Source organism: Methylobacterium nodulans ORS 2060 (assembly GCF_000022085.1).
GTDB classification, from domain to species: domain Bacteria; phylum Pseudomonadota; class Alphaproteobacteria; order Rhizobiales; family Beijerinckiaceae; genus Methylobacterium; species Methylobacterium nodulans.
On sequence record NC_011894.1, the window covers coordinates 3,171,373 to 3,192,366 of the forward strand.

General features: G+C 61.7%; 18 protein-coding genes and 2 pseudogenes. 10 read left to right on the plus strand and 10 right to left on the minus strand.

Going from position 1 to position 20,994, the window contains the following annotated elements:
* Positions 1 to 68: 68 nt before the first annotated feature.
* From MNOD_RS14565 to MNOD_RS14595, 8 genes are all read right to left on the minus strand, one after another.
* The gene (locus MNOD_RS14565; RefSeq protein ID WP_015929684.1) at positions 69 to 461 is read right to left on the minus strand and encodes a PPC domain-containing DNA-binding protein; all 393 of its coding nucleotides are present in this window, start codon (positions 459 to 461) and stop codon (positions 69 to 71) included.
* Positions 454 to 1,008: a PPC domain-containing DNA-binding protein gene (locus tag MNOD_RS14570; protein ID WP_015929685.1), complete on the minus strand. Its 555-nt coding sequence runs from the start codon at positions 1,006 to 1,008 to the stop codon at positions 454 to 456. Before MNOD_RS14570 ends, MNOD_RS14565 begins: the two co-directional genes overlap by 8 nt.
* Positions 1,005 to 1,550: a gamma carbonic anhydrase family protein gene (locus MNOD_RS43250; protein ID WP_015929686.1), complete on the minus strand. Its 546-nt coding sequence runs from the start codon at positions 1,548 to 1,550 to the stop codon at positions 1,005 to 1,007. Before MNOD_RS43250 ends, MNOD_RS14570 begins: the two co-directional genes overlap by 4 nt.
* Positions 1,551 to 1,562: 12 nt before the next feature.
* The gene (locus MNOD_RS14575) at positions 1,563 to 2,348 is read right to left on the minus strand and encodes an SDR family NAD(P)-dependent oxidoreductase (RefSeq protein ID WP_015929687.1); all 786 of its coding nucleotides are present in this window, start codon (positions 2,346 to 2,348) and stop codon (positions 1,563 to 1,565) included.
* 79 nt (positions 2,349 to 2,427) lie between these two features.
* Positions 2,428 to 4,065, minus strand: coding sequence for an acyl-CoA synthetase (locus tag MNOD_RS14580; RefSeq protein ID WP_015929688.1), 1,638 nt, complete (start codon positions 4,063 to 4,065; stop codon positions 2,428 to 2,430).
* Complete coding sequence (locus tag MNOD_RS14585; RefSeq protein WP_015929689.1) at positions 4,062 to 5,231, minus strand: acetyl-CoA acetyltransferase; 1,170 nt, start codon at positions 5,229 to 5,231, stop codon at positions 4,062 to 4,064. The genes MNOD_RS14580 and MNOD_RS14585 overlap by 4 nt, the downstream gene beginning before the upstream one ends.
* A gap of 85 nt (positions 5,232 to 5,316) precedes the next feature.
* Positions 5,317 to 7,206, minus strand: a complete 1,890-nt coding sequence (locus MNOD_RS14590) for a TRAP transporter large permease (RefSeq protein ID WP_083786678.1) — start codon at positions 7,204 to 7,206, stop codon at positions 5,317 to 5,319.
* A 5-nt stretch (positions 7,207 to 7,211) separates the two neighbouring features.
* Complete coding sequence (locus tag MNOD_RS14595) at positions 7,212 to 8,231, minus strand: TRAP transporter substrate-binding protein (RefSeq protein ID WP_015929691.1); 1,020 nt, start codon at positions 8,229 to 8,231, stop codon at positions 7,212 to 7,214.
* Positions 8,232 to 8,417: 186 nt separating this feature from the next.
* Here MNOD_RS14595 and MNOD_RS14600 point away from each other — a divergent pair, with 186 nt between their 5' ends.
* Positions 8,418 to 9,263, plus strand: a complete 846-nt coding sequence (locus MNOD_RS14600) for an IclR family transcriptional regulator (protein ID WP_015929692.1) — start codon at positions 8,418 to 8,420, stop codon at positions 9,261 to 9,263.
* A 176-nt stretch (positions 9,264 to 9,439) separates the two neighbouring features.
* On the opposite strand, the gene MNOD_RS14605 is transcribed toward MNOD_RS14600, so the two are convergent.
* Positions 9,440 to 10,387, minus strand: a complete 948-nt coding sequence (locus tag MNOD_RS14605; protein ID WP_050783336.1) for a PPC domain-containing DNA-binding protein — start codon at positions 10,385 to 10,387, stop codon at positions 9,440 to 9,442.
* Positions 10,388 to 10,657: 270 nt separating this feature from the next.
* Here MNOD_RS14605 and MNOD_RS14610 point away from each other — a divergent pair, with 270 nt between their 5' ends.
* The gene (locus tag MNOD_RS14610) at positions 10,658 to 11,158 is read left to right on the plus strand and encodes an Lrp/AsnC family transcriptional regulator (RefSeq protein ID WP_015929694.1); all 501 of its coding nucleotides are present in this window, start codon (positions 10,658 to 10,660) and stop codon (positions 11,156 to 11,158) included.
* A gap of 279 nt (positions 11,159 to 11,437) precedes the next feature.
* Positions 11,438 to 11,712, plus strand: a pseudogene (locus MNOD_RS46555) (IS5/IS1182 family transposase); the annotation flags it as partial.
* On the opposite strand, the pseudogene MNOD_RS46560 reads toward MNOD_RS46555, so the two are convergent.
* A pseudogene (locus tag MNOD_RS46560) lies at positions 11,669 to 11,944 on the minus strand (IS6 family transposase); the annotation flags it as partial. The pseudogenes MNOD_RS46555 and MNOD_RS46560 overlap by 44 nt on opposite strands.
* A gap of 351 nt (positions 11,945 to 12,295) precedes the next feature.
* On the opposite strand from MNOD_RS46560, the gene MNOD_RS14620 reads away from it, so the two are divergent.
* The 7 genes from MNOD_RS14620 to pyk all read left to right on the plus strand — a co-directional run bounded on the left by MNOD_RS14620 (position 12,296) and on the right by pyk (position 20,964).
* A complete protein-coding gene (locus MNOD_RS14620) occupies positions 12,296 to 13,186 on the plus strand; it encodes a LysR family transcriptional regulator (RefSeq protein WP_015929695.1) in 891 nt (296 codons plus the stop codon).
* Between the two features lie 386 nt (positions 13,187 to 13,572).
* Positions 13,573 to 14,895, plus strand: coding sequence for a dicarboxylate/amino acid:cation symporter (locus MNOD_RS14625; protein ID WP_015929696.1), 1,323 nt, complete (start codon positions 13,573 to 13,575; stop codon positions 14,893 to 14,895).
* 350 nt (positions 14,896 to 15,245) lie between these two features.
* Positions 15,246 to 15,656 (plus strand): helix-turn-helix domain-containing protein, encoded by a 411-nt coding sequence (locus MNOD_RS43255; protein WP_083786421.1) that lies wholly within the window; start codon positions 15,246 to 15,248, stop codon positions 15,654 to 15,656.
* A gap of 180 nt (positions 15,657 to 15,836) precedes the next feature.
* Positions 15,837 to 17,612: a glyoxylate carboligase gene (gene gcl / locus MNOD_RS14630; protein ID WP_015929697.1), complete on the plus strand. Its 1,776-nt coding sequence runs from the start codon at positions 15,837 to 15,839 to the stop codon at positions 17,610 to 17,612.
* A gap of 12 nt (positions 17,613 to 17,624) precedes the next feature.
* Complete coding sequence (hyi, locus tag MNOD_RS14635; RefSeq protein ID WP_015929698.1) at positions 17,625 to 18,416, plus strand: hydroxypyruvate isomerase; 792 nt, start codon at positions 17,625 to 17,627, stop codon at positions 18,414 to 18,416.
* 12 nt (positions 18,417 to 18,428) lie between these two features.
* Positions 18,429 to 19,322, plus strand: coding sequence for a 2-hydroxy-3-oxopropionate reductase (locus MNOD_RS14640; protein ID WP_015929699.1), 894 nt, complete (start codon positions 18,429 to 18,431; stop codon positions 19,320 to 19,322).
* Positions 19,323 to 19,524: 202 nt separating this feature from the next.
* Positions 19,525 to 20,964, plus strand: a complete 1,440-nt coding sequence (pyk, locus tag MNOD_RS14645) for a pyruvate kinase (RefSeq protein WP_015929700.1) — start codon at positions 19,525 to 19,527, stop codon at positions 20,962 to 20,964.
* The last annotated feature ends 30 nt before the right edge of the window (positions 20,965 to 20,994 follow it).

Here is a 20,994-nt window from a genome sequence, read left to right on the forward strand (position 1 = left end):
GTATTGCTTTACCGAATCGGGAGCGAGCCGGAGCCAAGGCTGTCGTGGAATGATCTGGCAGCCCTCGTTTACGTCGAGGGCAGCCACTCCTCGAGTGTCACTTCAAATGTCATGCAGATCGGATTGGCACCGGCAACAAAAGGTCCCCCGTAGACATTGCCATCCGTATCCGCCACCACACCGGTAAGGGCGGCTCGCAGAGAACCATCGCTCGTCGAGCGGACCTCCCCGGCCAGGCTGACAATTTCAACGGCGGGACCTTTGATCTCTATATATTCCCCGCTGAGAGTGCCAAGACATGCATCGACCAGGCTGCCGAGCGCCCCGCGCACGAACGCGTTCCTGAAGCCTTCGGCGAGACACATCTTCTCGACACCCAGAACAAGATCCTCGTTCGGGCCAATACGGGCGTAGGCGACACGTCCCATCGATCCCTTCTCGACTACGATCGTGTCACTCATGGGTGTCGTCCTTATAGGGCTGGAGAAGCGGGATGTTGGTTTCCGGGTCGTAAGCTTGACGGAGTTCGAAACCATCGAGCGAGGTGACGAGCACGGGGATCGGGTACGTACTGACAATACATAGATCTGTTAAGATGTGACCACCCTTGACCTCGCCGGTTTCGGTGCGAATGGCCGCGTGACAATGCACCAAAGGATTTCCTTTAAGGCTTTTTCCTAAGGTCGCATTGCCGAAAACCATATAGGTGCGGCCGGCCTGAATTGGCGCACCATAAGCGATCACGGCCTGTCCAGTTGGATCTGGTGGCGCTACACAGTATTGAAGGCTCTCAAAATAACCCCCGAGGATGGTCATCGAGGCACTCTTGATGCCGAGTTCCCCGAGCGGTTTGACAATGCCGTCATAGATGCTGACCCCGGGCTGAAGGGCCAAGCGCACGTGACGCCCGGCGTTCGACCGGAGGCTCTGAATGCGAACCGGGTTGAAGCGCCCCGGGTGAATGAGGGTGCGCGGCCGGGGTGGGTGGGGGACAGCAGGACGTCTCATGGCGAGCTCACGTCAGCAGGTACGAGTTCCTGTTCGTAACGACGCCAGCGCCTGACATAGAGCGCCGCGCTTTCAGTCAAGTTGCGAATAGCACCTTCATCGAGTTGCCGAACCACTCGACCCGGCGCGCCCATGACAAGAGAGTTGTCCGGGATCTCTTTGTTCTCGGTGATCAGGGTATTGGCACCGATTAAACAATTACTACCAATTTTGGCTCCATTGAGAATAGTTGAGCTCATTCCGATCAGAGTATTGGAGCCAATCTTACATCCATGCAGCATGACGCGATGGCCAATGGTGCAATCGCGTCCGATCGTAATCGGGTATCCCGGGTCAACGTGGAGCACGCAGCTGTCCTGAATATTGCTGCGTTCGCCGATCTCCATGAGGTCGTCGTCGGCGCGCAGCACGGCGCCGAACCAGATGCTCACGTCCCGTGCGAGGCGCACGTTCCCAATCAGGGTAGCGTTGGGTGCGATCCAGCCTTGACCATCTGGAGGCAGCTTGGGTGAGTATCCACCCAGTGAGTAGATGTTCGTCATCGTCCAGCCTTCCTAAGCTGCTGCGGGCACAGCCGCCGTGGGCTGGCCGATGATGCCGGCGACGGTGAAGCCACCGTCGACGCAGAGCGTCTGTCCAGTGATGAAGCTCGACTTCTGCTCATCGAGGAGGAAGATCGCAGCCGCGGCGATTTCCGCCGGCGTTCCGTACCGGCGTTGCGGGACCGTGGACAGCCAAGCGCCGCGGGTCTGCTCCGTGTGCATCTCCTGCGCCATGGGCGTCTCGATCGGACCCGGCGCGATCGCGTTGACCCGGATCCCGAGCGGGGCGAGGTCGACGGCCATGACCTTGGTCATCGTGATCTGCCCGCCTTTGGAAGCGCCGTAGGCAGTCCGTCCGGCATTGCCCATGATGCCGGAGACGGACGCGATGTTGAGGATCGCACCGCGTCCGCGCAGCGCCATGCGCTTGGCGGCCTCGCGCGACACGACGAAGCTGCCGATGAGGTTGACCTCGACGATTGTGCGGAACAGGTCCGTGCTCGTTTCCAGCGCGGGCACATCCCTGCCGATCCCGGCGGAGTTGACGACGCCCGTGAGCGGTCCGAATTCCGCCTCACATGCCGCGATCGAGCGCGTGACCGCCTCCTCGTCCGTGACGTTCAGAGCTTCGAGGCGGACATCAGCTCGGCTGCCGAAGGCGTCACGGGCCCGGTCGAGGCTCCTCTGATCGAGGTCGGCGACGATCGCACGCCAGCCCTCGGCCAGCACGGCTTCGACGATCGCGAAGCCAATGCCGGAAGCTCCCCCAGTTACCAGCACTGTTTGAGGCGTTGGCATGTTTTCTCCCAACATTTCTATAGGATTTGTGCTCCGACGCCTCACCTATACGTCGTGCCGAGACTAAGATGAGTCGGATTCAGGCTGAGATCTTGCTCGGTTGATCGAGCGGCAGGCAGCCGCGCGTCTCGAGTTCTGCCCGGACGGCCTTCTTGGTGATCTTGCCGTAGCCGGATTTCGGCAGCTCATCCCAAATGAACACGCGCTTGGGCAGCTTGTAGCGGGCGACCTTGTTCTCCAACCAGGACAACAGCTCCTGCTCGCTCAGCGTCGCGCCCGCCTTCAGCACGCAAACCGCAACGCCGACTTCACCCCAGGTCTTGTCCGGCACTCCCAGGATGGCGATCTCTGCCACGGCCGGGTGCTGCAGCACCTTCTCCTCGGTTTCGCGCGGATAGACGTTCGAGCCGCCCGAGATGTACATGTCGGAGGCGCGACCGGTGATGAACAGAAACCCATCCTCATCAACGTGACCAAGATCACCCGTGCGGAACCAGCCGTCACGGAATGATTTCTGATTTGCTTCCGGGTTGTTGTAGTAACCAGCGAAGACTGCGGGGCCACAAACGCAGATCTCACCGGTTTCACCAGGTCCGACCTCGCGGCCCTGCTCATCCTGGATCTGCACCTGCATGCCGGTGCGTTCGAACCCGCAGGTTCCAACCTTCACGCCCGGGCCATCCGCCAGATCGTGCAGGGCCGGTGGAAGTACCGTGATGTTGCCCGTAACCTCACCCAGGCCAAAATACTGGACGAGAACCTTGCCAAGCTTTCGAAGAGCGTGCTTCTGATCTTCCCGGTACATCGGTGCGCCGGCATAGATGATGTAGCGCAGCGATGAATGGTCGTGCTGATCGACAGAGGGATGTTCGGTCAGCATCTTCACGATGGTGGGCACCGTGAACATGTTGGTGACGCGCCAACGCGCGACGAGCGCCCAGGCCTCCTCGATATCGAAGCGGTCGCTGGTCAGCAGCACCGTCTTGGCGCCGGCGGCCACCTGGGTCAGCTGGTGGATGCCCGCACCGTGCGAAAGTGGCGCCACCACCAGAGAGGCGTCCTGGTGTGTGGTCCCGGGCATGAGGTCGCACAGATGATTGGTGACGACGAACGCCATCTGGCCGTGCGTCAGCACCGCCGCCTTGGGCCGGCCCGTCGTGCCCGAGGTGAAGAAGAACCAGCACGGATCGTCGTAGTCGACCGAAGCCGGAAGGATGGCCTGTCCGGCATAGTCCGCCACGAGGGTATCGTAGTCGGTGCCGAAGCTCGAGGCGCCGATCGAGATAACCTCGCGGAGGTCCGGCGCAACCTCCCTGACTGCCGCGACATGATCGGGAAAGTCGCTGTGGCAGATCATGACGGAGGCGCCGCTGGCGTGGCCCAGATAGGCAACCTCACCGGGCGTCTGGCGGAAGTTCGTCGGCACCCAGACGGCACCGAGACGGAAGCAGACGAACATCGACTCGAATAGCTGATTGCAGTTCTTCGACTGCACCAGCACCCGGTCGCCCTTCGTCACGCCCCGCGCCGCGAGCGCGGCGGCCATCGCATCGATGCGGCGGTCCAGCTCGGCCCAGGTCCAGGTCTTCTCCCCCCAGACGAGGCCGATCTGATCGCGGTGGCGGCGCGCCGCCTTGCGCATGAAGTGCGAGAGGTTCATCACCCGCTTCGAGACCGGCGCGACGCCGCCCTTAGGCGCTTGGCAGGTCGTCGTCATTTGCGGCGCTCCAGGATCGAGACGTAGTTGGTGACGGCGGCGCCGCCCATGTTGAAGACACCGGCCAGGGCAGCGCCGGGGACCTGCATGGCACCGGCCTCGTTCGTCAGCTGCAAGCAGGCCATGACGTGCTGGGACACACCGGTCGCACCGATGGGGTGCCCCTTGGACTTCAGGCCGCCCGAGGGATTGACCGGCAGCTTGCCGCCCATCTCGGCGATGCCCTCGCGCACCACCCGGTAGCCCTCGCCCGGAGCGGCCAAGCCCATGGCCTCGTACTCGATCAGCTCTGCGACGGTGAAGCAGTCGTGGGTTTCGACGAAGTCGAGGTCATCGAGCGAGATCCCGGCCGCAGCCCGGGCCTTCTCCCAGGCGAGGCGCGCGCCCTGGAAGGCCGTCGGGTCACGCCGCGACAAGGGTAGGTAATCATTGACGTGCTGCCGGGTGCGGAACCCGATGGCGCGCTCCAGCGTCTCGGCCGTTTCCGCATCCGCCACGACCAGGGCGGCCGCCCCGTCCGAGATCAGGGAGCAGTCGGTGCGGCGCAGCGGGGTGGCCACGTAGGGGTTCTTGTCCGAGACGAGGTTGCAGAACTCGAACCCGAAATCCCGCCGCATCTGGGCGTAGGGGTTGGCAACGCCGTTGCGATGGTTCTTGGCGGCGATGCGGGCGAGTTCCTCGCTGCGGTCGCCATAGCGCTGGAAGTAGTTGGCGGCGATGCGCGCGAACACACCCGCGAAGCCGCCGTCGATGTCGCCCTCCTCCTTGCGGTAGGAGGCGCTGAGCAGGATGTCGCTGGTCTCAACGACGGGTTTGGCGGTCATCTTCTCGGCGCCGACCACCAGGGCAATGCGCCCGCGTCCGCTCTCGACGAAATCGAGGGCCGTGTAGAGCGCCGCCGAGCCAGTAGCGCAGGCGTTCTCGAGACGCGTCGCCGGCACATGAGCGAGGGCCGGCTGATGAAGGGCGACCTGGGCGGCCTCGAAGCCTTGCTTCGAGAAGCCGTTGTTCATGACGCCAACGTAGATCCCGTCGACCTGCTCGGGGCTCACGCCTGCACGGGCGAGCGCCTCGCCGGACACACGGGCCATGAGACTCTCGACATCCGGGTCTTCGAGCTTGCCGAAGGGCGTGTGGGCCCAGCCCACGATGCAGGCGCGCGTCATATCAGTTCTCCTGTCAAGTTTGTGTCAGAGTAGGGTTTGCGTACAGCCCTCGATATGGCAGCCCCTGGTCTGCCTCACCTGATCGTCAGTTGAGGAAGCCGATCGATATCCAGGGAACGGCAGCCACGATGATTGTGCCGATGAACAGGGCCAGAACGTATCCCAAGATCGGGCGAATACCATCGGCCGGGTTGACGCGCCCGATCGCGCAGGCGGCGTAGTAGCCGACACCGAAGGGTGGGGCGAACAGACCGATCCCCATCGCCAGGATCACCACCATGGCGTAGTGCACCTCGTGGATGCCCACAGCCCTGGCGATGGGGAACAGGAGCGGCCCGAACAGCACGATGGCCGGAATGCCTTCGAGCACGGAGCCGAGCACCACGAACGCCACGATCGACACGGCCATGAAGGTCACGGCGCCACCGGGAAGTCCGGTCATGGCCGCCGCGAGCGAGCGCGAGAACCCCGACTGCGTCAAACCCCAGGCCATGCCGGTGGCGGTGCCGATGATCAGCAGGATCGCTCCCGACAGGGATGCCGTCTCGATCAGCATCGGCTTGAGACGCCGCCAGTCGAATTGCCGGTAGATGAGCAGGCCGGCCAGCACCGCGTAGACGATGCCGATGGTCGAAACCTCGGTGGCGGTCGCGACACCCTCCACCACCGCCGCCCTGATCACGAACGGGAGAGCAATGGCCGGAAAGGCAATGACGAAGGCCCGCCCGATCTCGCTCTTGGTGGCACGCCTGACGTGACTGAGGTCCTCGTTGCGGTAGCGGTGCCAGACGACGAAGCAGAGCAGCACCGCGAGCGCGACCCCCGGCAGCAGGCCACCGGTGAACAGGGCCGCGATCGACACGCCGGTGACCGACCCGATGGTGATGAGCACGAGACTCGGGGGGATGGTTTCGGTCTGGGCTCCGGTCGCCGACAGGAGCGCGACGAGGTCACCCTCCTTGGCCCCGCGCGCCTTCATCTCGGGAAACAGCACCGGGGCCACCGCCGCCATGTCGGCCGCCTTGGATCCGGAGATGCCTGAGACGAGGTACATCGCCCCGATCAGCACGTAATGCAGGCCGCCACGCACGTGGCCGAGCAGGCTTGCCAGGAAGCCGACCATGGCACGAGCCATGCCGGTCATCTCGATGAGCAAGCCGAGGAACACGAACAGTGGTACGGACAGCAGGATGAGGTGGCTCATGCCCTCGTCGATCCGCCCGACCAGGACCATGAGCGGCGTGCTCGTCGCCAGGGCTAGGTAACCGAGCACGGCGAGCCCGAACGCGAAGGCGATCGGCACGCCACTGAAAACGCAGGCACCCGCCACCCCGACGAAGAAGATCAGCAGATTGAGGTTGCCGAGCTGGCGAAGAACCGGTTCGCTCAGCCAGAACACGGCAACGACCGCAGCGACGGCCACGAGGCCGAGGGCCACGAGGCGCAGCGAGGCGGTGCGCAACAGACGCAGTGCGGCGAACGCGGCCATCAGGCCAAGGCCGGTCGGAAGCGCGGCAGCGCGCCAGGCGTTGGTGATCTCGAGGGCCGGCGTGGTGATGAAGAGTTCTTCCAAGGCGAACTCGTAGGCCGGCCACGCCACGCAGAGGAGGAACGTGAGCGCCGCTCCGGTTGCGACCACTTCCAGCAGGGCCTGCACCCCGCCCGGGAGCAGCGCAACGACAGCGGTCATCCGCATGTGCTCGCCGCGCCGGAGCGCCACGGCCGCGCCCAGCATGGCGAGCCAGAGGAACAGCATCGAGGCGAGTTCGTCCGACCACACGAGCGGGCTATCGAAGCAGTAGCGGGCGACGATCCCGGAGAACAGGATCGCGATCTCGACCGCGACCAGGGTCGCGGCGACTGCCTCGACTAGAGTGCCGAGCGCCGCATCGCAGGACACGGCCAGGGAGCGGCGAAGGGACGAGACGCCCGGATGAAGGCCGGCGTCCAAGGTGAGAGACTGGAGCTGAGCCATCGCCGTCATACCAGCTTTCCGGTCGTCTTCTCGAGGATTGTCCAGGCCTCCTGTCCGTAGCGACCCTTCCACTCGGCGTAGAACCCAGCCTTGCGCAGCTTGTCTCTGAAAGGAGCCTGATCTGGACTGTTGAAGACCAAGCCTTTGGCAGTCAGTTCCTGCTGGAGCTTGGCGTTAAGTTGAGCAACGTCTTCGCGCTCTTTCTGGCCGGCTTCGTTGATGTGCTTGGCAACGACGGTCTGCACATCCTTCGGCAGCCGTTCCCAGGCTCGCCGGTTCGCCAGGAACCAGAACCCGTCCCACATGTGGTTCGTCAGAGAGCAGTACTTCTGCACCTCATTCAGTTTCGCGGTAGCAATGATCGCCAACGGATTCTCTTGGCCGTCAACGATCTTTGTTTGCAACGACGAATAAACTTCGTTGAAATTGATCGACGTCGGAGCAGCCTCGAACGCCTTGTACATCGACGTCCACAACGGCGAAGGGGGAACCCGGATCTTGAAACCGCGCAGATCGTCGGGTGTATTGATTTGGCGGGACGATGAGGTCGTCTGACGGAAGCCGTTGTCCCAGATTTTCTCCATGGCGAAGAGCCCGGACTTGGCAATCTGCTGCCGGACATGCGCGCCGAGGTCGCCATCCATCGCTTTCCAGACCGCGTCGTAGTCCGGGAAGGCGAACCCCATCCCGCTGATCGAGGCGGCGGGAACCAGGATCGACAGGATCAGCGGTGACAGTGTGAAGAACTCGACGCCACCAGCCCGGAGCTGGCTCAAGGTGTCGGTGTCAGAGCCGAGCTGGCTCGACGGAAAGATCTGCAGATCGAAGCGGCCGTTGGTTTCCGCCTTGATGGCCGCCGCCATCTCACGGGCACGCACGTTCATGGGGTGCGTATCGGGCAGATTGTTGGCGTACTTGTAGGTGAATTCGGCGGCCTGGGCGCGGACGATCCGCGGCGCCCCGATCAGGCTGCCCACAACGGCCGAGGAGCCGAAGGCCAGCAGACGACGACGGGACAGATGCATGGATGGACCTCCTGGTCGGAGCCCGGCGGGGGCTCTTGTTTCCTCAACCTCATAGGTCCATATTGTGGACCCGTGTTCTACAGCCCCATCAAGAGGGCGCCGAAAGGTAATGTCAACCAAGTTCTCAACGCGGCCTGTTTTCCCCTCTGTGAAGTACAGCATAGCAGTCGATGAGAGGTCCACCATATGGAACACCCTAGATCGATTTCGGCCCGCAAGGCGGTCCAGACCACCACGAGCGCCGGCGGAGCTCAGAGCCTCGACCGAGCGGCGACGCTCCTGATCCTCGTGGGCCGTGCGGGCCCCTCGGGCGCGCGCCTGGCGGATCTGATCGCTGAGACAGACCTGACGAAGCCGACGGTGCACCGGATGCTGACCGCCCTCGTGCGGGCAGGATTGCTGGACCAGGACCCGCAGACACGGCGCTACCATCTCGGCCCCGAGATCTATGTGCTCGGCACGCTCGCGAGTGTTCGCTTTGGCTTGCATCCGGTTTCGATGAGAGCCTTGACTCGTCTGAGTCAGGAGTCGGGCGACTCGGCTTTTCTCTCAGTCGCGCACGACGTCTACTCGATCTGCCTTCATCGCGAGGACGGCCCCTACCCGATCAAAGTGCACTCGCTGGAGGCGGGAGATCGTCACCCTCTCGGGGTGGGCGCCGGAAGTCTCGCACTCCTTTCCGCCCTTCCGGACAGGGAGGTCGAGCAGATCATCGCAGCCAATGCGGACATTCTCGCCGAAAAATATCCCAGATATGCCGGTTCGACACTGTTACGGCTTGTCCAAGAAACACGACAAAATGGCTACGCACTCAATCCTGGCATGATGCTTCCTGGGTCTTGGGCGATCGGAATGGTCATTCGCGGAGAGAATGGGCGACCTATTGGCGCGCTTTCTATCGGAGCAATCGAAGGAAGACTTGGCGAGAAACGCCAGCAGGAATTGAAGAAGCTCCTTCGTCGTGAAACGGATTGGGTCGAGATGAGATTGCGCCAGTTACGACATGGAGCATCAAGGTCTTCCGGACGTTAAGGCGCAAGCTTGTCCGGCATTCGCTCTCACTCGCGATTACAAATGCTTTTCCGATGAAATCGCCTTTCGGGTCTTGTCTGGCCACGTCATGTGATGGAAGCGGCGCCGATCACGGGAAGAAGCATGAACCCCGATGACAGAAGGCGTCCAGTTTTACACTTGAGTGGTCCTCTGGATTAAGCGCGACCGCCTCCACTGAGGCCGATCACCACGAGCTCGAAGGTTACACAGACAGGGTTGTCGCCGCGTCTGATCCGCCCACGCCGAACGGTGCCTTCGACGTCGACGGCTGCCAGATCGAGGGTCACGATGCCGTTGGTCAGAATGCCCCGCTCCACGGCAATCTCGGTGACGGCGCAGCCAAGGCCTTCATTGTCTTCGAATTTCGAGCCGATCAGGCTGCCGATGCCGTAGATGAGTGCATTTGAAATCCCATGGCGACGGCATTCCGTCTCTATCGCGAAGCACAGGTCTTCGTGCGGCCGGATGCGGAGCAGCAACGAGCCGCGGCCTGCTTCGATGCTCCGTGGCGTGAAGAGCGTGAAGTTGGTTTCCGCGTCGGGTAGACTCTCGAACCACGCTGTCTGACTGCCAAACGCGGTGAGTGCGATCGGCTCACGAACGATGCTGTCGGAGGTCAGCATGTGCCCCATGTTCGGAGTGCCACGGCCCGTCTCCCACGTCCCGTGGCAGTGGAGGAAGGTTGCGCCATCCCGCCGCCCGACGAGCGCCGTCGCCGCAAGGATGCTGGCACCATGGGCTGGAGCAACGACGTCGCTGTACCAAACCGCGTGCTCGCTATCGCGGGACAGTGCTGGGCCAACATATTGGAAGGGCTGGCAATAGCCTCCTTGAAGGAAAGCGACGCCACCGCGGCAGCCAGCTTCGGCGAAGACGCGCTCCACCTCTGCCGTCACATCATGCCCAGGCCGCAGAGTGCCGACAATGGGTACGATGTCGGTCTCGACAGCCTCGACGCGGGTAGCCGCCGGCGGCCCCGGATGCCGCACGCAGCCCGCGCGAGGCATGGCGTTCGACGCCCAATCAGCCGTTCGCCTGGTCGTACCGGCAACAACGAGATCATCAGAGCCTTGCGCGGCACGGAGTATGAGGGTCTGAGCCATCAACCTACCTCCCTTGACGTGTGCCGCGCCCTGCCGGCAAAGCGGCGAGGGTGGCCAGGAAAGCGCCGTTCTTCGAGGCGTTTAATGGCCGAGGCGCCATCCATTCTCTGAAGCCGAGCTCAAAGAACCGACCTCGCGCTTTGCCGCCACCAGCGTCCTACTGCACCAAGGTTAGTGCTGTTCGGCGTGCATGTTTATGCGGTTTGGCTTGTCATACAGGAAATTTTTAGATCATATGATCTACAATCACGTGGATTGTTGGATCGCATGATGCCGGAACGGGATCTCGACACCTTCGACCTGAAAATCCTGCAGGTGCTGTCTGAGGAAGGGCGGATCAGCTGGCGCGATCTCGCCGACCGGATTGGCCTGTCCTTCTCGCCGACGTTGCGACGCGTTCGACGCCTCGAGGAAGAGGGGACGATCCGTGGCTACATGGCGTCCATCGACGAGACGCGCGTTCTCGGATCGATGGTGGTTTTTATTTCGGTGACTCTGGAGCGCCAGATAAAAGAGAATCTAACAATCTTTGAAGACAAAGTTGCCAGATTGCCTAAGGTCATTGGCGGCTTTCTGATCAGCGGGAACCCAGATTATCTGATCCATGCCGTCGTGCGTGATCTAAAACACTACCAGACATTTCTTGATTACATGACAACTTTGCCCGGCGTAGCCCGAATTCAGTCGAATTTTGCCGTAAAAACTTTTGTGCGCCGCGCCGCGCCGCTCATAGCATCGAGCAAGACCCGGAAGATGCCTTCATCGGAATAGCGCCGCCGGGGACCTCACGGGCTTGCGCGACCGCTCCGAGCCGGGTCGGCTACCGATGCTCAGCAACGCCGAGCAGGCGCCGTAGTGGGCCAAGGTATTCCGCTGTCCCAGTCTGGACGAAGAGGGTGGCGAGTGGACGCTGCCGCGATTGTGCGCCTCCATCGAGACCCGCTTCAGCAAGAGGCCTGCCGCAAACGCGCCGGTGCACGGGTTGTCAGTGTGTTAAGGCAGTCGCCCCTCTCTGAGCCTGACAGCCCGAAGGTTCAGGACGACCCGACCTCCGGCGTGCAGTTGCGCCTCGTGCAGGGTCGCGGCCCGGGTGACCGCGTCGAGTCGCCCTACGTTGCCGAGGCCCGGTTCCGCACCAAGCGGCGTACGACCTGGATCGGCTACATGGTCCATCTCACCGAGACCTGCGACGCAGACGCGCCGCCCTCGTCGTGCACGCCGACGCCACCCCGGCGAATGTGCACGAGGTGATGCGGGTCGAGGCGATCCACGATGCGCTGGCCGCCAAGGGCCTGCCCCCATCCGAACACCTGGCGGACGCAGCTCAAGGTGCCAGCGGCCGTGCGGCGTCGGGCGAGAGGCGCGCAGCCGGCGCGCGATGACCGGACCGAAGGTGAGCACCCCGCGTCGGATGCTCTCGGAGGCGACGATGATGCCGCGCTCAGCGAGGAGTTCCTCCACGTCGCGATAGCTGAGAGCGAACCGGAGATACATCCAGACGGCACGCTGGATGACGCTAGGCGGGAAGCGGTAGCCGGCGTAGGAGGGCGGGGTCATGCCGACCGGCTATGCCGCCCCATCAGCCACCGCAACATGCGACTGAAATGGTATGCTGTCCCCGAACGCGTGCCCCCTGTCGGGCTTCTCGCCGCATCGTCGCTGAACGAGCGCACCGCTGGTGCCCCCGGGACGTGGTTGACGCCAGAGGGTTCGAGGTCGAAGGCTAACCGCAGGTCAAGGCCGCCCCGTCTCCCTTCGTGCAACGCGGAAGGCGCAATGCGAGCCGTTCACGGCGGACATGAAAGGCTCACATCGGCATCCCCATTTCCGCATCATGGAAAATGTCGGCCTGACGAGAGTGATCGGCTTGATATGATGTGATCAGGCGTCAAGCATCTGGAAAATGCCATGGAACTGCGCCATTTGCGCTACTTCATCGCCATCGCGGAAGAGCTGAGTTTCACTGCGGCAGCCGCCCGGCTAGGTGTTTCTCAACCACCGTTGAGCACGCAGATCCAAGATTTGGAACATGAGCTGAAGACTCAGCTCTTTGTCAGGAACAAGCGGCGCGTCGAATTGACAGCGGCAGGTGTCGCCTTTCGCCGATACGCACTCGCCATCCTTGCACAGGTTGATGAAGCCGCCGAGCAGGCACACGCGATTGGCCTTGGCCAGATTGGAACGCTCGATCTCGCCACGACCGGGTCGGTGCTTCTCGGCCCGCTGGCAGAGTTAATAGCCAGATTTAGTACGCGAGTTCCCGAAGTTATGGTCCGTATTCAGGAGATGCCGCCGCTCGAACAGGAGGCAGCGCTTCATGCACGCAGAATAGACATCAGCTTCCTGCGCGGGCCAATAGGCGTGTCTGATTTGGCCACTGAGTTGGCGTGGCCGGAGAAAGTCGGTGTCGTCATGCCCCTATCGCATGCGCTTGCGCGCAGCAGCGAAGTCGCCCTTGCCGATCTGCGCAATGAACGGTTTGTTTTCCTGCGGCTGAAGGACTCCCGGTTCGCTCGATATCTGAGAGATTGCTGCGTCGAGGCCGGTTTTGCTCCTAATATCTCGCAGCAGGTGGTCGAAGCCTACTCCTTGTTGAGCTTGGTGGCGGCTGGCCTCGGTATTGCTCTTGTGCCAGAGGCTGTAAAAGAGCTGTCGCGCCCAGGCGTTATTTATAAGGCGCTCGCAGAGCCTGCGCCAGTTGCGGATGTGAAGATGCTGTATCGGCCGGATCATAGTGCTGTCGTGCACCGTTTCCTTTCCGAGGCCCGCGAGTTCTTCAACGATAAGAGGGGTCAATAGAACGCGGTCACGGTTGGAGGCTCTTCGGTCGGTGTCAGGTACTATTCCAGGCAGCATTGCTCGGACGGTATCACTAAGCGGAAAGCCGCCTCCGATCAAAGGCCGGATCTGATTGAAGAACCTCCGACCGTTCCACCGCGAGGCCGGACGCGTCCGCGGGACGGCAGCGGAGGTGCGCCAGGGGATCGAAAACCGCCAATTCCATGATATGGAATCTTCCCTCCTGGCATCGTGGTTGTGTGATCTAACCGGCCGTCGTGCACGGCCTTGTGAGTACGGTGAATGGGCATGTGGGAGGACGGACCCTGCTCGCTCCTCCACGATAACCCAGATGGCCCTTCTAATAGAATCAGAACGATAACGCCGCGCCGATTGTGGAGGAAAGCATGTCAAGATTCTTGCGATCCCTTTTTGGGCAGGTAGTTGCCGCGCTTCTGCTCGGCATCCTGGTTGGTATCGTATGGCCCGGCTTTGCCAGCCAGCTGAAACCCCTTGGAGATGGTTTCATTAAGCTGATCAAGATGGTCATTGCGCCGTTGGTCTTCGGCGTTGTCGTTCACGGGGTTGTTGGTGCCGGAGACTTGAAGAAAGTCGGACGTGTAGGTGTCAAGGCAATTGTCTATTTCGAAGTTGTGACGACAATAGCGTTATGCCTGGGATTGATTATGGCCCACCTCTTCCAGCCAGGGGCGGGCATGAACATTGACCCGGCAAATCTGGACGCGAAAGCTCTCAGTTCCTATAAGGAACACGTGCATGAAGTGACGGGAACTGTCGACTTCTTAATGCGCATTATTCCGTCGACTGTGACCGACGCTTTTACCAAAGGCGATATTCTCCAGGTTCTGCTCTTTGCGATCCTTTTTGGAGCGGGCCTTTGCCTTCTTGGCGAGCGGGGCCGACCGGTCGCCAACTTCATTGGGGTCACCACGGATGTTCTGTTCAAAGTCATCGGCTTTATCGTTCGGCTGGCACCTCTCGGAGTGTTTGGCGCCATCGCCTTCACGGTTGGCAAGTACGGAGTGGCGTCCTTGCAGCAGTTAGGCTATTTGGTCGCCTTGTTCTATGTAAGTGTGATCGTCTTTGTCGTTGGTGTGCTTGGCACCATCATGTGGCTGGCGGGTTTCAGTCTCTTTAAGTTCCTCGCCTATCTTCGCGAAGAACTGATGATCGTGCTTGGCACCGCCTCTTCCGACAGCGTGCTTCCGCAGGTGATGCGAAAGCTCGAGCATATGGGCATCAAGGACTCTACTGTCGGCCTGGTGATTCCGACAGGTTATTCATTCAACCTCGACGCTTTTTCCATCTACCTCACTCTCGCAGCGGTGTTCATCGCGCAAGCCACGAACGTTCAGCTCTCTGAGACAGATTTGCTTGTGGTCTTGGGTGTTGCGCTGCTCACTTCAAAAGGAGCGCATGGCGTACCGGGATCGGCAATCGTCGTCCTAGCCGCAACGTTGTCTGCCGTGCCTGTCATCCCGGTGATCGGCCTGGTTCTCGTGTTGTCGGTCGATTGGTTCATGGGAATGGCCCGCGCGCTCGGCAACCTGATTGGCAACTGTGTAGCAACCGTCATCATTGCTGTTTGGGAGGGAGATATCGACCGCGCTCAAGCCAACCGGGTTCTCAATGGTGATCGCTCTGTTTCAGGCGAGGACGCGTTGGATAGGGAGCAGCCGGAACTGCATCAGGTCCCCTCTGCTCGCTAGCATCCACTGGATTTTTTGCTGATGCGTCCACACTGCCCCTGACGCGGGATTGATTCCCTGACCTCGCCGGCTCGCAGCCCCCGCCCTCAGGTTGAGGGCGGGGGCTGCTTTTGGCTGATCGGCATCGCAGAAGCACAATGCGCGACTGACTGGACCCGTCCCCGCACTGGTGGCAGCAAACGGATCGTGTGCTTCGTCAGGCTGCACTGGTCAGCTTCAGGCCCCTGACAGGCCGATGGGCCGCACGGATCTCACGGCCGCGCCGGACAGCACGCCCCGACAACAAATACGTCTCGGATATAATCGCATCCGAATAATATATTTGACATATAGTTTGCAAGGGGCACACCATGGCCATCCATTATCAAAAAAAATGGGAGGAAGCATTGGCCTGCGCTGCCGAAAGAGCCAAGTCGCGTTGGACCAGCGGTCATAATAATAAGAAGGGCCTGGCTACGAATATCACCCATAATCTGGGTGGTGATGGCCACGAGATAGCTGTGAGCCATGGATGTGTGCAGGCTGTTTTACGTGCCTTGTCGATCCTCAAGTGTCTTGCGCAGGATCGGCGCGGCATGACGCTAACCGAAATCGTTCGGGGCACCAGCCTGGCTCCGTCCACGGCACATCGACTGTTGACGACACTCCAGAGCGAGGGGTTCGTCCAGTTCGAACCGAACGCCTTGCGCTGGCTCGTTGGCCCGGGGGCTCACCTTGTTGGTGTCGCATTTCATTCGCAAAGGCCGCGCCCCTTTTTGTAGCCGCAACAACCAAAGACAAAGGTGCCGGCTCGACTCTGCCGCCTGAGAACGGGATTTCCACGATGTGAAATCGCTCCTGCTAATGTCTCGTCTTTGTGTTCTATGTCATCAAGGCAAAAGGTGCTGACACGAAGGCCGGATGACCTTGGTGCAAGGCACCATTTGGGAGCGAGGGAACGCATGCCCAAGATGACAGCGGTGGCTGCAGCCGTGCAGGTGATGGAGCGTGAAGGGATCTCGGTTGCCTTCGGCATTCCGGGGGCAGCCATCAATCCCCTCTATGCAGCCTTGCGCGGCCGCAATCGCATTCAGCACTTCCTCGCTCGCCATGTGGAGGGCGCCTCGCACATGGCCGAAGGCTACACGCGGGCGAAAGCCGGCAACATCGGCGTGTGCATCGGCACTTCGGGACCGGCCGGTACGGACATGATCACCGGTCTTTATTCTGCCTGGGCTGATTCAATTCCGATCCTCTGCATAACCGGTCAGGCCCCGCTTGCCCGACTGCATAAGGAAGATTTCCAGGCTGTCGACATCGAGGCGATCGCCAAGCCGGTGACGAAATGGGCTGTCACGGTGCGCGAGCCTGCCCTGGTGCCGCGTGTCTTCCAGCAGGCGTTTCACCTCATGCGCTCGGGCCGGCCGGGGCCTGTTCTCATCGATCTGCCCTTCGACGTGCAGATGGGCGAAATCGAGTTCGACATCGAAACCTACGAGCCCCTGCCGATCTACAAGCCCCAGGCGACGCGGGCTCAGATCGAGAAAGCGCTGTCCATGCTCGACGAGGCCGAGCGCCCGCTGATCGTCGCGGGCGGCGGGATCGTCAATGCGGATGCCTCCGCTTTGCTCGTGGACTTCGCGGAGATCACCGGCGTCCCGGTGATTCCCACGCTCATGGGATGGGGCTCCATCCCCGACGATCATAAGCTCATGGTCGGCATGGCGGGGCTTCAGACCAGTCATCGCTATGGCAATGCATCACTGCTTGCCTCCGACTTCGTGCTCGGCATCGGCAACCGGTGGGCGAACCGCCATACCGGAAGCCTCGGCGTCTACACGGCGGGACGTCGCTTCGTGCATGTCGACATCGAACCGACTCAGATCGGGCGCGTCTTCATGCCTGATTACGGCATCGTCTCGGACGCCAAGGCAGCCCTTGAGCTGTTTGTCGAAGCGGCGCGGGAAAGGGCGCGCAGCGGCAAGCTTCGCGATCGGTCCGCCTGGGCCGAAGAATGCGCTGGGCGCAAGCGAACGATGTTGCGCCGCACGCATTTCGAGGATCGGCCGATCAAGCCGCAACGCGTCTATGAGGAAATGAACAAGGCGTTCGGCCGCGACACGACCTATGTCAGCACGATCGGCCTCTCTCAGATCGCCGCCGCCCAGCTCCTGCATGTCTACAAGCCCCGCGGCTGGATCAATTGCGGTCAAGCCGGTCCCCTGGGTTGGACCGTTCCGGCTGCACTGGGGGTACGAGCGGCAGATCCCGACTCGCTGGTGGTCGCCATCTCCGGAGATTACGATTTTCAGTTCCTCATCGAGGAACTGGCGGTCGGCGCGCAGTTCCGCCTGCCTTACGTTCATGTCGTCGTCAACAACTCCTATCTCGGGCTCATCCGTCAGTCTCAGCGCGGCTTCGACATGGACTACTGCGTGCAGTTGTCCTTCGAGAACCAGAACGCGCCGGAACTCGGCGCCTATGGCGTCGACCACGTGAGGGTTGTCGAGGGTCTCGGCTGCAAGGCCATCCGCGTAACGGATCCTGAATTGCTGCTTCCGGCTCTCGAGGAAGCGAAAAGCCTCGCGAAGCAGGTTCAGACGCCGGTCATGGTCGAGGTCATCCTGGAACGGGTCACGAACGTCGCGATGGGAGTGGACATCGACAAGGTGACCGAATTCGAGGACCTCGCCCTGTCCGCGGAAGACGCACCCACCGCAATCGCCCTCCTGGACTGAAGGGAGAAGATCATGCCGCGGTTCAGTGCAAATCTTTCAATGCTGTTTCCGGAAGTGCCCTTCCTCGACCGGTTTGCGGCAGCAAAAAACGCCGGCTTCGAGGGAGTAGAGTACATGTTCCCCTATGCCTATCCGAAACGGGATCTGGCCGATCGGCTCAAGGCCCTGGGCCTCCAGCAGATCCTGTTCAATCTTCCGGCGGGGGATTGGGACAAGGGCGAGCGTGGGATCGCCTGTCATCCGGCCCGTGTCGGCGAGTTTCGCACCGGCGTCGGCGAGGCGATCGAATACGCCAAGGCCCTCGGCTGTCCGCAGGTGAATTGCCTGGTCGGCTTGGCTGCATCCGATGTCGATGCGCAGGTTCAACGCGAGACACTGGTCAGCAACTTGCGGTTTGCTGCCGAGACGCTCAAGAGCGAGGGGATTATTCTCCTTATCGAACCGGTCAACACGTATGACATTCCGGGATTCTATCTGAATCTGTCGGATCAGGCGATCAGGATCATCGGTGACGTTGGGTCGGAAAACCTGAAACTGCAGTACGACATCTATCATATGCAGCGGATGGAGGGAGAGCTCGCCAACACCCTGGCCAAGCTGCTGCCGCACATCGCCCATGTTCAGGTTGCCGACAACCCCGGTCGCCATGAGCCCGGCACCGGAGAGATCAACTACCCGTTCCTTTTCGAGCATCTCGATCGGCTCGGATACGCCGGTTGGGTCGGGTGTGAATACAAGCCGCGCGGAGAGACGCAGGCCGGACTGGCCTGGCTGTCGAGGAGCGCGCGTCCAGTCGAAGCATAGGAGCAAGGCGTCATGAAGGTGGGCTTCATCGGACTTGGAATCATGGGATCACCCATGGCGGGTCATCTGATCAAGGGCGGCCATGACGTATTTCTCCACAGTGGCCGCTCGGTTCCGGAGGCCCTTGTCGTGGCCGGCGGCACAGCCTGCACGTCCGGCCGCGAAGTCGCGCAGAACGCCGAGATCGTGATCATCATGGTGCCCGACACGCCCCATGTGGAGGACGTCCTGTTCAGTGCCGAAGGCGTCGCGGCCGGCTTGTCGGCGGGAAAAGTCGTGGTCGACATGAGCTCGATCTCGCCTCTCGCCACCAAGGAGTTTGCCAAGCGCATCAACGCACTGGGTTGCGAGTATCTTGATGCGCCGGTCTCGGGCGGCGAGGTCGGCGCAAAAGCGGCGACCTTGTCCATCATGGTCGGCGGGCGGCAGCAGACCTTCGACAAGGTCAAGCCGTTGTTCGAGCTGATGGGCAAGAACATCACCCTCGTCGGCGCAAACGGAGACGGCCAGACGACCAAGGTTGCCAATCAGATCATCGTCGCGCTCAATATCGAGGCCGTGGCCGAGGCGTTGCTCTTCGCCGCCAAGGCAGGTGCCGATCCTGCAAAAGTGCGCGAGGCATTGATGGGCGGTTTCGCGTCCTCGCGGATCTTGGAGGTGCATGGCGAGCGCATGATCAAGCGCAGATTCGACCCGGGATTTCGGATCGAACTGCATCAGAAGGATCTCAATCTCGCCTTGTCCAGTGCGCGCCAGCTTGGGCTGTCGCTTCCGCACACCGCATCCGCGCAGGAATTGTTCAACTGCTGTGCCGCGCATGGAGGGGCCGCATGGGATCACTCCGCGATGGTGCGAGCGTTGGAGAGGCTCTCGAACTTCGAGATCGAGCAGCAGCGCGCAAGCTGACGCTCCGTCACCGGGCCGTCCGCTTCCGATCCCGCCTCGTAGCTGGCCGATAGCGGCGATTGTACCAGCGCTGGTGAGACGCGAGCACGCCAGGATGCCTTGCGCTGGTGATGTGATACCAACAGTCATTTTCATGTGACTGTTGGTTCTGTTCTCAAACTGACTGCACCAGCGGGGCGGCCAAGCAGGCCGGTCGAATGACATGCGACAGCGCAAGGCGAAGATCGTAGCGACGCTCGGGCCGGCGAGTTCGACTCCGGAGCTCATCCGCTCCCTGTTCGAGGCCGGCGTCGACGTGTTTCGTCTCAATTTCAGCCATGGAAGCCACGACGATCACAGACGGCGCTTCGAGATTATCCGCGAGGTGGAGCGGGATACGGGGCGTCCGATCGCCGTGCTGTTGGATCTGCAGGGACCGAAGCTGAGGATCGGAAGGTTCACCTCGGGCTCCGTCGTGCTAGTGGCCGGTGCTGTCTTTCGCTTCGATCTCAAGAACCAACCGGGCGATTCCACACGCGTATACCTTCCGCACCCCGAGATTTTTTCGGCACTCTCGCCCGGAGTGCAGTTGCTGCTTGATGACGGAAAGATCCGGCTGCGGGTGGATGAGTGTGGACCCGACCACGCGCTCACCCGCGTTGTGACGGGAGGCGTTCTGTCCGAGCGCAAAGGCGTGAGCGTGGTCGGCGCCGTCCTGCCGCTGACGGCATTGACTTCGAAGGATCGCGCGGATCTCGCGTTCGGGCTCGAACTGGGAGTGGATTGGGTCGCATTGTCATTCGTGCAGCGTCCGGAAGACCTCCACGAAGCGCGCGACCTGATCGCGGGCAGGGCGGCCCTCATGGCGAAGCTGGAAAAGCCGGCAGCGGTGGAGCAACTGGAGCCCATCATTGCCGCCTGCGATGCGGTCATGGTCGCGCGGGGGGATCTTGGTGTGGAAATGCCTCCGCAAGAGGTCCCGCCCATCCAGCGCAGGATCCTCAAAGCCTGCCGGCTCGCTGGCAAGCCGGTCGTGGTGGCGACTCAAATGCTGGAATCGATGATTCAGGCGCCAGCCCCGACGCGAGCGGAAGTCTCCGATGTTGCGACCGCCATCTATGACGGCGCCGACGCCGTCATGCTGTCGGCTGAATCTGCATCCGGTCAATTCCCGCTCGAAGCGGTCGAGATGATGGACTCGATCATCAAGGTCGTTGAGAAGGATCCCGACTATGCTCGGGCGGCCGATGCAGCGCATCCCGCACCCGAGCGCACGGTTGCGGACGCCATCTGCTGCTCCCTGCGGCAGGCTGCGCGAATACTGCCGCTTTGCGTGACGGTCACCTATACGACATCCGGGTTCACGACCCTGCGGGCTGCGAGAGAACGGCCGGCAGCTCCCATCCTCAGCATGACACCCAGTGTCACAACTGCGCGCCGCTTGGCGCTGGTCTGGGGCGTGCACCCGGTCGTGGTTCGCGAGGTCAGGGATGTGGCGGAAATCGTGGAATACGCCAGCGAAATCGCGTCCCGGGAAGGTTTTGCGCAAACCGGCGATATCTTTGCGGTAACGGCCGGCATGCCATTCGGCATCTCCGGCAGCACCAACCTGCTGCGGATCGTGACGCTGGGCGAGCCGACCTCCGATACCAACGGGCATTAAAATGACGGTTCGTTCCGTTCTCGAATTTTC